The following is a 12,415-nucleotide window of genomic DNA, read 5'->3' on the forward strand; positions in this document are numbered from 1 at the left end:
GGGAAGGCGTTCCATCGGACTGCTAGGGGCGCCTGCGCTCCAAGGCCGGCAGCCCGGCCCCCGCCACGCCGATGTACTTGCCCTCGTACTCGAAGACTCGGAAGGCCCGCTGCCTCTCCGCGTACTCCCGGAAGACCAGGTTGTCCTGGATGTCGTCCATGACGATGACATGCCTGTTGGTCAGGTGCGGACGCACGCGCCGCAGGAAGAACTCTCGTCCGTTCCTCGTCTTGTCGGAGTCGTAGTGCACGAGGTCGACCCGGGTGTCCGGGAGCAGGAACTCCTCAAGATTGCGCCGGTCGCCCTTGGTGCGCAGCGTCCATCTGCGCTTCAGGTCGTCGGGGACGACGTATCCGATGTACCGCTCGGGATCGGCGAGGCGGAAGAAGGGGAAGTCGCTCGACAGCAGGAGGCCGCTCTCGTTGGCGCGCATCGCCGCGAGGATCGCGCTGGTGGACCAACCGGCCGCCACTCCGGTCTCCAGGGCCAGGGCGGGGCGGATGAGCCTGGTCAGCAGGTACAGAAGTTCGACCCCGCCGCCCCCGCCCAGGTTCACGCCCGCGGCGGCGAGCCTGTCGAGACGCGGCCGTGCGAAGTCGGCGAAAGCGGCAGCCCAATCCAGGCCCTCTCGCCACAGGACGGGATCGACGGCGCTCCCCCAGGCGTTCATGTCCTCCGCGTGCCGCGCCGCCCACGCTCGGGCGGCTTTCCTCTCACGGTTGTGCCCGTGGCTCAGGCGCACCCATATTTTCTGCGTCATCACCGGTAGATAAGAAGGGCGGACGGCATTCCTGGCGACGACGCGAATATTCATGCCCGAAGGATATGGCGTCGTTTCATACGCGCCTCGGGAGCGCCACGGGAATATTTCGTAAAAGGAAACGGCAGGCGCGCCGGCGGAATTACGGCCGGCGCAGCGCCGAGATCGGGACCCTCGGCCGGCACCCACCGCTCGACCGGCGCGGCCGTCCGGAAGCGCCGGGGATCGCAGAGGCTCTCGTGGCCCCAGCGGCAGGGCGCGCCGGCCCCGAGCACGTCATCGGGGTCCGAGCGGGCGCACAGCCGCCGGGCCCGGTCGTCGCGGCGCTTCGACGGTGGCCGTTCCGGCGTGCCGCGAAGGCGTCGTCTCGGGCCTGGTCCAAGCCTCACAACCATCCCCGCCCGCTGGCGATTCCGACTCCGGGGCGCGGCCAAGATCTTGCCACTCTTTTGTACGGTCGGGCGGTCGCCCCGGCGGGGGCGGGCCGACCACCCCGGCGTGCGGCCGGAAAGCGCGTCCCTGTCGAGCGATTTCACGGTGGTGCGGCGGAAGGCCGAATCGAAGTCGGCTTTTTACATTTCACTGAATCGCGCCCGACGACCCGGGACACCATCCGGACCATGTGCCGGTAGGGAATGCGAAAAGGCTTCGCCGGGACCGTGACGGTGCCGCGGAGAAGCCCGATTGGCGGGTTAGCTTCTGCGACGTGAACAGGCCCATCACGAGGAGCCCCTGGTGAGACCGACGCCGAGACCGGACGGCCGGATCCGCGTAATGGAAATCATCGCGCGCATGAATATCGGCGGGCCGGCGACCCAGATTCTCGGACTGCACGAACGGCTGAACGCCGACGAGTTCGACCACCGTCTCTACACCGGACACGTCGACGGCGCCGAAGGCGACCACCTTCTGCTCCGGGACGCCGAGCTGCGGGTACGCCGGATCCCCGGACTCGGCCGCTCCGTCCGACCGGCCGACGACTACCGCGCCCTGCTGCGCCTGGCCGCCGAGATGCGCGAGTTCCGGCCGCACATCGTGCACACGCGGACGGCCAAGGCGGGCGCGCTCGGCCGCACGGCCGTCCGCCTTGCCCGCGTCGGCGCCGCCCGGGTGCACGTGTTCCACGGTCACCTGCTGAGCGGCTACTTCTCGCCCGCCAAGCGCCGGCTCTACGTGTGGGCGGAACGGCGTCTGGCCTCCGTCTCCGACCGTCTGGTGACAGTGGGAGAGAAGGTCCGCGACGACCTGCTCGCCGCCGGGATCGGCAGGCCGGAGCAGTACATCGTGATCCCTCCGGGAGTGCGGCTGGGCTCGGTCCCGGACCGGGAGGCCGCCCGCGCCGCCCTCGGCCTGCCCGGGGACGCGCCCGTCGTCGCCTTCGTCGGCAGGCTCACCCGCGTGAAGCGTCCCGACCGCTTCCTCGCCGTGGCGGAATCGCTGCTCGGACGGCTGCCCGCCTGCCGCTTCGTCGTCTGCGGCGGCGGCGAACTGACAGAGGAGGTAGAGCGGGGCGCTGCCCGAATGCCGGGCTCCTTCCACCTGCTGGGGTGGCGGCCGGACGTCGAGACCGTCTATGCCGCGGCCGACGTCGTCGTTCTGACCTCCGACAACGAGGGGACCCCGCTGAGTCTCATCGAGGCCGGCATGGCAGGCGTCCCTGTCGTGTCGACCCGGGTGGGCAGCGTCCACGAGGTCGTCCGGCACGGCGTCACCGGCCTGCTCGCCGCCCCGGATGCCGGCGAACTCGCCGCGCACACCTTGCGGCTGCTGTCGGACCCGGGTCTCGCCCACCGCATGGGCGAGGCCGCCCGCCGCTGGACGACGGACTCCTTCGCGGTCGAACGTCTGGTGGCCGACACGGAGCGGCTCTACCGGTCGCTGTGCCCCGTTCCGCTGAAGACCGAAGGGAGCCGTATATGAGAGTCCTCGTCACTGGAGGCGCCGGGTTCATCGGCGCCAACCTCTGCCGTACGCTGATCACCCGGCCGGAGGTCGAGAGCGTCACCGTCCTGGACGACCTGAGCAGCGGGGACCGCGCGAACGTCGCCGGGCTCGGAGTCGACCTGGTGATCGGCAGCATCCTCGACAAGGAGCTGGTGGCCGGCCTCACCCGCGAGGCCACGCACGTCGTCCACCTCGCCGCCCGGCCCTCGGTGCCCCGGTCGGTGAAGGACCCCGTCGCCTCGCACATGGTGAACGCCACGGGGACCCTGCAGGTGCTGGAGGCCTGCCGCGCCGCCGGACCCGGTGCGATGCCACACGTCATCCTCGCCTCCTCGTCCTCGGTGTACGGGGACTGCCCTGAGCCGTACAAGCACGAGGACCTGCCGACGCGCCCGCTGAGCCCGTACGGCGCCAGCAAACTCGCCACCGAGGCCTACGCCCTGGCGTACGCCGGCAGCTACGGGCTGCCTGTGCTGCCGTTCCGCTTCTTCAACGTGTACGGGCCCCTGCAGCCCGCCGGGCACGCGTACGCCGCGGTGATCCCGGCGTTCATGGACGCCGCCCTGCGCGGCCGGCCGCTGCCCATTTACGGCGACGGGCAGCAGGCGCGCGACTTCACCTACGTGGGCTCGGTGGCGAGCGTCCTCGCCGACGCCGCCGTGCGCCGGGTGACGAGCTCGACGCCGGTGAACCTCGCCTTCGGCACCCGCGTGTCCCTGATAAGCCTCAAACACACTCTGGAGACCGTCCTCGGACGGCCGGTCGAGACGGAGTTCCTGCCCGCCCGCGCCGGTGACATCCGGGAGTCGCAGGCGTCGTCCCGCCTGCTGCTCGAACGCTTCCCGGGGGTGCGGCCCGTCCCGCTGGACGAGGGTCTCCGCCTGACGATGACCTGGTTCGAAAAGAACCTGGACATCGACCCCCGCTGAACAGGGGTCCGGGCGACCTGTGCCCGGGCCCTTCCGCACGCACGCACCTAACTAACGATCCTGCCAATCGCCACCTGCTGGGAGAAGTCGTGACCAAGTCAAGCGGGAACACGTATCTGATAACGGGCGGAAGCGGCTTCGTCGGGTCTCACCTGACCGACGCGTTGCTCGCCCGCGGCGACTCCGTGATCATTTTGGACAACATGTCGACAGGGCGTCCGGCCAACCTCGCACGCCATGCCGCCGAGCCGCGGTTGCGGGTGGTCCAGGGCTCGGTCCTGGACGAACTCGTGGTGGACGAGCTTGTGCACGAATGTGACGTCGTGGTCCACCTCGCCGCCGCCGTCGGGGTGAAGCTGATCGTCGAACACCCCCTGAGGTCGCTGACGACCAACATCCGCGGTTCGGAGATCGTCATCGAGGCGGCACACCGATACCGGCGCAAGGTCCTGGTGGCCAGCACGAGCGAGATCTACGGCAAGAACTCCGCCGGGCCGCTCGCCGAGACGGCCGACCGCATCCTGGGCAGCCCCGACGTCGTCCGCTGGGCCTACAGCACGGCGAAGGCCGTCGACGAGATCCTGGCCAACGCCTACCACCGCGAGCGCGGGCTGCAGACGATCGTGGTCCGGTTGTTCAACACGGTGGGTCCCCGGCAGAGCCCGGCGTACGGGATGGTCATCCCGCAACTGGTCAGGCAGGCGATCAACGGTCTGCCGCTCACCGTGCACGGCGACGGCACCCAGACGCGCTGCTTCGCGCATGTCGAGGACGTCGTGCGCGCCCTGGTGCTGCTCCTGGACTGCGACGCCGCGGTCGGCCAGACCTTCAACATCGGCTCCAGCGAGGAGGTGAGCATCCTGGAGCTCGCCAAGCTCATCACCGAGCTGGCCGGGAGCACGTCCGGCGTCGACCTCGTGCCGTACGCCGACGCGTACGGGCCGGGGTTCGAGGACATGGCCCGCCGGGTGCCGGACACGACGAGGCTGCGGGAGCTCACCGGCTGGACACCGCGCCGGTCGCTCGACGACATCCTGCTGGACACCATCGCGGAAGCCCGCGCCGAACTGGCGAGCCCGCATCGGTGAACGCCTCGGCCATCCTTGCTGCCGGCTGCGCCGGCATCGTGCTCAGCGCCGCAGCGACCTTCCTGCTGCGCCGCCTCGCCCTGAGGTGGGGGATCACCGACCGGCCCAGCGGCCACAAGTCCCATCTGCACCCCACCCCGTACCTGGGCGGGGTCGCGATCACTCTGGGCACGGTCGTCCCTGCGATCGCGCTCGGCGCTTTCGAGGGACCAGCGGCCGGCATCCTTGTGGGTGCCGTGGCGATGACCCTGCTGGGGCTCATCGACGATCTGATCCCGCTCCCTCAACTCACCCGGCTGGCCGTCGAAGCCCTGGCGGCCGGCGTGGCGGTGCTGTGCGGCATCGTCGCGCCAGTCACCGGCGGGCCGCTGGACGTCCTGATCACGCTGCTGTGGATCGTCGTCGTCACCAACTCCTTCAACCTGCTCGACAACATGGACGGCGTTCTCGGCGGCGTGACCGCGGTCAGCGCGACATGCCTGGCGGCGGCCGCCTTCGTGTCGGGACAGCCACTGATCGGGCTGGTCCTGGTCACTCTGTCACCCGCCGCCCTCGGGTTCCTGCTGTACAACTGGGCGCCGGCGCGGATCTTCATGGGGGACGCCGGTTCGCTGTTCATCGGATTCGTCCTCGCCTGCAGCGCGGCACTGCTCGCCGGCACCGCCGCCCCCGCCGGCGGCCCCGGCGCCGCGATAGCGAGCCTGCTCCTGCCGACCTTCGTCTCGACCGTCGACACGGGAGTCGTGCTGCTGTCGCGATGGCGCGCAGGACGCCCACTGCTGTGCGGGGGCACCGACCATCTTTCTCACCGGCTGCGCAGGCTCGGCCTTGGGACCAGACTCACGGCGGTCACGCTCGCCGCGGGCGCCGCCGCAGCCGGCACGGCCTACCTGGCTCTGGTCCTGGGCTGGATCCCGCCGCTCGGCGCAGCGATCGGGGCAGCGGCCGTCGCCTGCCTCGCCGTCCTCCTGCCGCAACGGATTCCGGTCTACCCGGCCGCCCGCCCGCAGCCCTCTCTTCCTGTTAGGCGATGAAGGAATGGAACTTCTCTACTACGCGCGTCTGGTGCGCAGATACTGGCCGCTTCTGCTGGTCTCGCTGATCGTCGGAGTGAGCGCCGCCCTCGTCGTGACCGCGAAGACGCCGCCGAGGTACCTCGCGTCGATATCCATGCTGGTCTCGGCGAACTACCGGGAAGAGAACCTGTCCACCGCCCTGCAGGCGGGGGAACTGTCGCAGCAACGGGTCCAGTCCTACGCCGCCCTGCTGACCAGCCGACGGGTGATCGGGAGGGTCGTCGGTGCCGCGGAGGTCGCGGACCTCCAGGAGAACGTCACCGCCGAGGCCATCCCCAGCACGTCTCTGCTGCGGGCTACCGTCGCCGACTCCGACCCCCGTCGCGCCGCTGCACGGGCCGACTCACTGGGCGCCGTGTTCACCTCGATGATCGACCAGATCGAGCGGCCCACGCCCAAGAGCCCGCCTACCGTCCGGGTCACCGTCGTGGACAAGGCTGATGTCCCCGAGGAGCCCATCGCTCCCCGGCCGGCGGTCAACCTGGCGCTCGGCGTGCTCATCTCGCTGTTCGCGGCCGTCGGCGGGCTCGTCATGCGCGACCGCCTGGACACGACCATCAAGACGGCCGAGGTGCTGCAGAGGGTCGCCGGGACCTCGCTCCTCGCGGTGGTCGGATACGAGCGCGATGCCCGCAGGCACCCCCTGATCATCGGCGGAGCCGGTCGCTCCTCACGGTCGGAGTCGTTCCGTTCGCTGCGAACCAACCTGCAGTTCATCGGTGTGGACCGGAAGCCGAAGTCACTCGTCGTCACCAGTTGCCTGCCCAACGAGGGCAAGTCGTCAACGTCGGCCAACCTGGCGATCGCGATGGCGCAGGCGGGCTGGCGGGTGATCCTGGTCGACGGCGACCTGCGCCGCCCCAGTGTCCCCGGCTATCTCGGCATCGAGGGCGGCACCGGTCTCACGGACGTCCTCATCGACAAGGCCCGCCTGCCCGACGTCATCCAGACCTGGGGCCGGCCCAGCCTGTCGGTGCTGCCGAGCGGACGCGTCCCGCCGAACCCCAGCGAGCTGCTCGGCTCGCAGGGCATGCGCGCGGTGCTGACCCAGCTCACGCAGGAGTACGACATGGTGATAATCGACGCGCCGCCGCTACTCCCCGTCACCGACGCCGCGGCGCTCGCCGCGATCTGCGACGGCACGCTGCTCGTCGTGCGCCACGGCAAGACCCGGCGCGAACAGGTGACGCGCGCCGAGGAGCTGCTGTCGTCGGTCAACGCCCGCCTCGTCGGCGCCGTGCTCAACTTCGCACCGGCCAAGCAGGGCGATCATTACGGCTACGGGTACGGCTACCAGCCGGCGGAGCAGCCGGAAGCGGACGTCAGGTCGCCGCTGCCCGTGTGAACAGCGCCACCGGGGCGGCGAGTGACTCGACGATGCGTCGGGCCGCCGCCCGGTAGGCTCTGCGGGAGCCCCGGTAGGGATCGGCGATGTCGGGCTGCTCCACCCGGACCAGCCCGCGCAGCGCCCTCGCCTCAGCGACCAGCGCGTGCGCCCGCCGCACAGGGTCGGCGTGGCGGAGAACCTCGTCAGCGGGAACCGCCCGGGCCAGCGCGCCGAACTCCGCGATGGTGAACGTGCGCGCCGCCGCCCGAGGATGCAGCGCCACAGCGTGGGAACGGTGCTCGGACGAGGCCGTCAGCACGAGGTCGGCGGCGACCACCGTCTCCGAGGTGAGAGGGCGCGAGGCGAAGCCCTCCGAATCGCCACCGAGCCGGATCAGCTCCCTACGAGCGCCCTCGTCCATCGAGCGCCCCGGCAAGGCATGGGTGCCCGCGCTGGACACGGTGATCGGCGAGCCCGGTCCGAGAGCCGCCCGCGTCAGCCGCTCGGCCAGCGGGGACCGGCAGATGTTCCCCGTGCACACGAACAGGATGCGGAAGCCGGCCCCGGGACCGGCAGGGTCATGAGAGCCGTGGACAAGGTCGCGATCGGGCTCCCGCGCAGGGTTGTGAGCGGCAGCACGGTCCCCCGCACCGCCCCGGAAATGGTCGCGGGCAGAGTCACAGTCACGCGTACGCTCCATGGAGCGGGACGCTAGGACGCGGCGGGCGGGCGGCCGTGGACGGCACGCCGCTTTTTACGATCTCCGGCCTCGTCCCGGATCTCCGGCCCGCGTCGCCGGTGTCCGGCTCTGTCACCGGTCTCCGCCCGCGTCGCCGGTCACCGCGGCGCAAGGCGCGGGCCGCGGCGTGCGGCCCGCGCCTCGTCAGTGCACTGGGCAACCCTGGTCGTTGCGCCGGATCACGGCCTCCTGCGGCCGGACGAGCGGCTGCGCCGGGACCATCGGCGGGGCGGCGGAGTAGGGTTCGAGCAGGTCGAGGTCCATCGTCCTCGTCTGCCGGGGGGCGAACTCCAGCACCGTCGAGAAGATCGGGTGCGACCGCTCATACTCCGTGTAGAACCCGGAAGGCCGGCCGTCCACCCGCATCTCGGTGGCCTGCGCGCCGATGGCGCCGTACAGCGACACCCACAGCCGGTTCGATCCGGGGACGTGGGACCGGCGCGGGGAGTCGAGCCGGTCGGTGACATAGCTGGGCAGGTGCCCGTGCGGCACGTCGTTGGCGAGGCTGATGTGCACCTTCGCCTGGCGCATCCCGTCGGGGCGGCAGGGCCCCAGCTCGTAGGTGATCGACCGGCGCAGGTAGTAGTCGAGCTTGGTCCCGGCCGAGTTGTTGACGACGAGCGCCGCGTACGGCCCCGGCCGCTCGGGCAGCACACCGCCGAGGGGGGTCGCCTCGAGCCGCGCCTCCTCGTCCTTCCTGCTGGTCCAGATCTGGACCCTGCGGTCGGTCGCGAGGCCGGCCAGGACCGGCACCAGCCGGGTGGGCTCGGGATTCGCCCTGATCAGCGCCTCACTCACGGCGCCCGCGAGCCTGATCAGGTATTTCTTGCGTTCGACCGGGTCGGAATAGCGCTCGTACGCCACCCGCTCGGTGAGGTCGACGACGTTGGCGGCGGTGACGGTCTCGCCTCCCGGCAGCCGCACCGGCCCGGTGATCTCCAGCATCCGGGCCAGGCCGACCGGATCGGTGGCGATGGCGCCGTCCACCGGCTTGCCCGTCTGCCGCTGCCACAGCCCGGCCCAGGTGGTCGCGGCGTACGGGAAGTGCGGCGACAGGTTGGACACCGACAGCATCTTGGCCGCACCGGGCCCGTAGCGCGCACGGAAGCGCACCCCGTGGTCGACCACGGGCTTACTACTGTTCGCGAGGCCGTTGTTGGCCGACAGCCGCTCGATCGCGATCCTGCCCCGGTCGGCGCGGAGGATGCCGTACGCGCCGACCAGGCCGCCCGTCCCGCGTGCCTCGGCGTTGGTCTGGAACGCCAGGAAGTAGCGCCTCGGGCCGTCGCGGCCGAGCATGGGCGGTGCGAGCGCCGCGACGTTCGCCGCCGCGCCCGCAAAGCCCTGGATCCTTGCGGTCTCCCGCACCATCGTGTCGCGCGCCCGGTCCACGGCCTCCAGGCCGGTTTCGGCCGGGGTGCGCGCCAGCTCCGACCGCGCCGCCGCGATGCGTACGGCGGCGCGGTCGAGGACCGGCGCCAGCGCGTCGAGAGTCGCGAGCATCCGGCTCTGGTCGTTCCCGGCGAGAGCGCCGCCCCCCGTCATGAGCGGGGCGGCCACCCGCTGGACCTCGGCCAGCACGTCGGTGAACTCGTCGGCCGCCCCCGCCAGTCCGCGGACCGTCGTCGCCGCGTCCCCCACCAGAGGCAGATGCGTGAGCAGGGCCCAGCCGGGGCCGCCTGTCAGCCGTCGCGCCTCCGCCGCGTGCCGCCGGGCGTCCGCGAGCGTCCTGCTCAGCGAATCGCCCGGCGACCCGAGGCGGGCGGTGCGCAGCCGGAGCAGAGCGTCCCGCGCCGCCTCAAGGTGGTCGCGCACGCTCAGCCCGAGATGCGCGGACCAGCCCCCGGCCAGCACGAGGCCGAGGGCCAGCGACGGCAGGCCGACGACGACCAGCCTGCGCCTCATCCTCTTAGGCACCGGTCTGCTCGACACCTGTCTACTTGGCGTCGGTGGACCGGCGGCGCCGTGCGGAGAGCATGGTGCAGCCGAGCGCGACGGCCAGCAGGCCCGCGCCAGCCGCGGCGATCCCCATCGGCGCGCCCGTGAACGGCAGCTGCGGGCCGGCCGCAGCCGGTGCGGGGCCGCCGCCGCCCATCTGCTCGGAGTCCATGCCCATGGGCATGTCCTCGTCGTAGGACTCCTCGTCCGCGCTCTCCTCGGGCTCCTCCTCCGACTCCTCCTCGGAGAAGTCCTCGTCGGGGAGCTCGGCGACGTCCTCCGGCGACCTCTCGCTGGTCTGGACGGCGTTCTGGACCGGGAGTGCCCCACTGTCGCTACCCGGGCCGCCCGGCCCGATGATGGGCTGGGCACCGTCGTTGTTCTGCGTGTCGTTGCTGGTCCAGGCGCCGGGTCCGGTGTTGTTCCACTGCGGTCCGGTGCCCCACCACGTCGGCCCGCAGTTGCCGTTGGGGCAGTTGGTGGTGTTCACAGTCTCCGGCTCCACGCCCTGCACGTCCGCGGCCGGGACGACGGTGGTCGTGGCCGGTTCGACGACCTTGTCGGCCTTGTCGGCCTTGTTGACGCCGTCCGCGCCGGGGTCGCCCCAACCGTCGCCACCGCGACCGCCCCTGCCGTCGTCGCGGTCCCCGCCGCCGGCACCGCCACCGCCGCCCACGGGACCGAGCAGCCGGCCTTCCCGTGAGAGACCGGCCAGGGCATCGAAGGGGTCATCCGAGAAATCGCCCAGGAACACCAGGGCGAACGGTTCGAAGGGGGCGGGCGGGTACGGCTGCATGGCGACCTTCGGCGCCGCCGCGTAGGTCTGTGCGGCGGCCACGCCGGCACCGCCGAGCGTCAGGCCGCCCGCGACCGTCACCGCCAGAAGAATAGGTACTGTAGTTTTTCGCGCCACTTTGGACTCCCGATAACGGCCGCTCAATTCTTTGAGCATTTGCCCGGATTGCCAGCGATATTTCGCTGCTCGACTGTTATATGCGCCTGGCCAAGGTCCGCCCCATAGCGGCACACGGTGCTTACCGAAGGATCGTCCAGGTTTTCGCTTCGTTGACCCCGCCCGTGTCGCCGCAGGTGATCGGGCATATGAGTCAACCGTACGGGCCCGGTCCCGCGATTTCGGGGCGGGACACGCGCCGCGCTCATGCCCCGGTGTCCGGCGAGCCAAAGAATTCGCCAACGCCCCTCGCGCGGTCTCCGGCGGGAGATGTCCGGAGGCGATACTCGGTCCGTGCGCGGAGCAGACGACGGAGCCGTGAAAACGGTCACGCGGGTCATCGGCGAGCTGTGCCTGCCGGTAGGGCTGGTCCTGCTGCTGTTCTACGCATATCTGCTGTGGGGCACCGGAGCGGAGACCGAGCGGGAGCAGAGCGTGCTGCAGCGACAGCTCGGCGAGGTCTTCGCCAGGCACGACGGGCAGGCGCGTCCGGGCGAGGGTCCGGTGCGGCTCGGCGACGCGCTGGCGCTGCTGCGCATCCCACGTCTGGGCGCCGACTACCGGTTCGCCGTCGTCGAGGGCGTCGGCCCGGCGGAGCTGCGCAAGGGCCCCGGTCACTACCCCGGCTCGGCGATGCCCGGCCAGGTGGGCAACTTCGTGCTCTCCGGCCACCGCACCACCTACGCCGCGCCGTTCAACCGGATCGACCAGTTGCGGCGCGGCGACGACATCGTGGTGGACGCGCGGGACGCCCGCTACACCTACGAGGTGACGCGTAAGGAGATCGTGGACCCCGGCGAGGTCGACGTCGTCGATCCCGTCCCCGGCCATCCCGGGAAGCGGCCCACCACCGCGGTCATGACCATGACCACCTGCCACCCCAAGTTCTCCGCGGCGCAGCGCCTGATCGTCCAGGGCGTGCTCGTCCGCCGCGAGGAACGCCGCGACTGACCGAGGGAGATCCGGCGTGTACAGGTTCCTCTGGCGGCGGCTGCCCGGCGGCACCGCGCTCCGGCTGGCCGTCGTGCTGCTGCTGACCTGCGCGGCCGTGGCCGCGCTGTGGTACGTCGTGTTCCCCTGGCTGGCGCCGCGGGTGCCGCTCGGCTAGCGAGGCCGCCCTCATGTCCCCGATGCCCGCCTCGCGGTTCCTCCGGGCCGTCTCGGCCCTGCTCCTGGGACCGGCCGTGCTGGTCACCGTGTCACCGGTCACCGCGTCACCGGTCACCGCGTCACCGGCCCGGGCAGCCTTGCCCGCGGGTGACCCGGCGGCGAACGCCGTACGCGTGCTGCGGTACGACGCGAGCCGCGCCGCCGAGTTCCGCACGGTGATGGACCAGGCCGCGCGGGTGTGGAACGCGAGCGTCGCCAACGTCCGGCTGGTCGCGGGCACGCCCGCCGACTTCGTGGTGCGCGCGGACGACGGCTGGCCGCGTACGAGCGCCACCGGGCTGGGCCGGGGCACGATCTGGCTGGGCAGGGAGGCGACCGCCGGGGGCTACTCTCCCCTGCGCATCGCCACCCATGAGATCGGCCACATCCTCGGCCTGCCCGACCGGCGCACCGGCCTGTGCGCCGACCTGATGTCCGGTCACAGCGCCCCGGTGAGCTGTGCCAACGCCGCCCCGAGCGCCGCGGAGCGCCACACCGCCGACGCGAACTTCG

General features: G+C 71.4%; 11 protein-coding genes and 1 pseudogene. 8 read left to right on the forward strand and 4 right to left on the reverse strand.

Features of this window, described 5'->3' with window-relative positions; genetic code table 11:
* Window positions 1-22 precede the first annotated feature (22 nt).
* Entirely contained in the window at window positions 23-760 is a 738-nt protein-coding gene (locus OHB01_RS33975) for a class I SAM-dependent methyltransferase (protein WP_168065880.1), read from the reverse strand.
* Between the two features lie 774 nt (window positions 761-1,534).
* Between OHB01_RS33975 and OHB01_RS33980 the strand changes: the two genes are divergently transcribed.
* The 5 genes from OHB01_RS33980 (at window position 1,535) to OHB01_RS34000 (ending at window position 7,142) form a co-directional block, all read left to right on the forward strand.
* The gene (locus tag OHB01_RS33980) at window positions 1,535-2,680 is read left to right on the forward strand and encodes a glycosyltransferase (RefSeq protein ID WP_142647395.1); all 1,146 of its coding nucleotides are present in this window, start codon (window positions 1,535-1,537) and stop codon (window positions 2,678-2,680) included.
* A complete protein-coding gene (locus tag OHB01_RS33985) occupies window positions 2,677-3,633 on the forward strand; it encodes an NAD-dependent epimerase/dehydratase family protein (RefSeq protein WP_142647396.1) in 957 nt (318 codons plus the stop codon). Before OHB01_RS33980 ends, OHB01_RS33985 begins: the two co-directional genes overlap by 4 nt.
* 89 nt (window positions 3,634-3,722) lie before the next feature.
* On the forward strand, window positions 3,723-4,721 hold the full coding sequence (locus tag OHB01_RS33990; RefSeq protein WP_142647397.1) for an NAD-dependent epimerase/dehydratase family protein: 999 nt from the start codon (window positions 3,723-3,725) through the stop codon (window positions 4,719-4,721).
* Window positions 4,718-5,755 (forward strand): MraY family glycosyltransferase, encoded by a 1,038-nt coding sequence (locus OHB01_RS33995; RefSeq protein ID WP_142647398.1) that lies wholly within the window; start codon window positions 4,718-4,720, stop codon window positions 5,753-5,755. The genes OHB01_RS33990 and OHB01_RS33995 overlap by 4 nt, the downstream gene beginning before the upstream one ends.
* Window positions 5,756-5,759: 4 nt before the next feature.
* A complete protein-coding gene (locus OHB01_RS34000; RefSeq protein ID WP_142647399.1) occupies window positions 5,760-7,142 on the forward strand; it encodes a tyrosine-protein kinase family protein in 1,383 nt (460 codons plus the stop codon).
* Here OHB01_RS34000 and OHB01_RS34005 read toward each other — a convergent pair.
* The 3 genes from OHB01_RS34005 to OHB01_RS34015 all read right to left on the reverse strand — a co-directional run bounded on the left by OHB01_RS34005 (window position 7,120) and on the right by OHB01_RS34015 (window position 10,678).
* Window positions 7,120-7,665: a low molecular weight phosphatase family protein gene (locus tag OHB01_RS34005; RefSeq protein ID WP_168065882.1), complete on the reverse strand. Its 546-nt coding sequence runs from the start codon at window positions 7,663-7,665 to the stop codon at window positions 7,120-7,122. The two genes, OHB01_RS34000 and OHB01_RS34005, sit on opposite strands and share 23 nt — an antisense overlap.
* 342 nt (window positions 7,666-8,007) lie before the next feature.
* Entirely contained in the window at window positions 8,008-9,768 is a 1,761-nt protein-coding gene (locus tag OHB01_RS34010; protein WP_142647401.1) for a DUF4012 domain-containing protein, read from the reverse strand.
* A 31-nt stretch (window positions 9,769-9,799) separates the two neighbouring features.
* Complete coding sequence (locus OHB01_RS34015) at window positions 9,800-10,678, reverse strand: hypothetical protein (RefSeq protein ID WP_328854520.1); 879 nt, start codon at window positions 10,676-10,678, stop codon at window positions 9,800-9,802.
* A 393-nt stretch (window positions 10,679-11,071) separates the two neighbouring features.
* On the opposite strand from OHB01_RS34015, the gene OHB01_RS34020 reads away from it, so the two are divergent.
* The 3 genes and pseudogenes from OHB01_RS34020 to OHB01_RS34030 all read left to right on the forward strand — a co-directional run.
* Window positions 11,072-11,704 carry a class E sortase gene (locus OHB01_RS34020; RefSeq protein WP_260617228.1) on the forward strand — a complete coding sequence of 211 codons (633 nt, stop codon included), beginning with the start codon at window positions 11,072-11,074 and terminating at the stop codon, window positions 11,702-11,704.
* A 16-nt stretch (window positions 11,705-11,720) separates the two neighbouring features.
* On the forward strand, window positions 11,721-11,861 hold the full coding sequence (locus tag OHB01_RS34025; RefSeq protein ID WP_168065884.1) for a hypothetical protein: 141 nt from the start codon (window positions 11,721-11,723) through the stop codon (window positions 11,859-11,861).
* Window positions 11,862-11,883: 22 nt separating this feature from the next.
* A pseudogene (locus OHB01_RS34030) lies at window positions 11,884-12,393 on the forward strand (snapalysin family zinc-dependent metalloprotease); the annotation flags it as partial.
* Window positions 12,394-12,415: the final 22 nt, after the last annotated feature.

Origin of the sequence: Microbispora hainanensis (genome assembly GCF_036186745.1) — a bacterium.
In the GTDB taxonomy this organism is placed as follows: domain Bacteria; phylum Actinomycetota; class Actinomycetes; order Streptosporangiales; family Streptosporangiaceae; genus Microbispora.

Bases quoted from the DNA above. Each gene is read 5' to 3' on its own strand.
- OHB01_RS33975 (WP_168065880.1), bottom strand. From the start codon at position 760: ATGACGCAGAAAATATGGGTGCGCCTGAGCCACGGGCACAACCGTGAG.
- OHB01_RS33980 (WP_142647395.1), top strand. From the start codon at position 1,535: ATGGAAATCATCGCGCGCATGAATATCGGCGGGCCGGCGACCCAGATT.
- OHB01_RS33985 (WP_142647396.1), top strand. From the start codon at position 2,677: ATGAGAGTCCTCGTCACTGGAGGCGCCGGGTTCATCGGCGCCAACCTC.
- OHB01_RS34000 (WP_142647399.1), top strand. From the start codon at position 5,760: ATGGAACTTCTCTACTACGCGCGTCTGGTGCGCAGATACTGGCCGCTT.
- OHB01_RS34010 (WP_142647401.1), bottom strand. From the start codon at position 9,768: ATGAGGCGCAGGCTGGTCGTCGTCGGCCTGCCGTCGCTGGCCCTCGGC.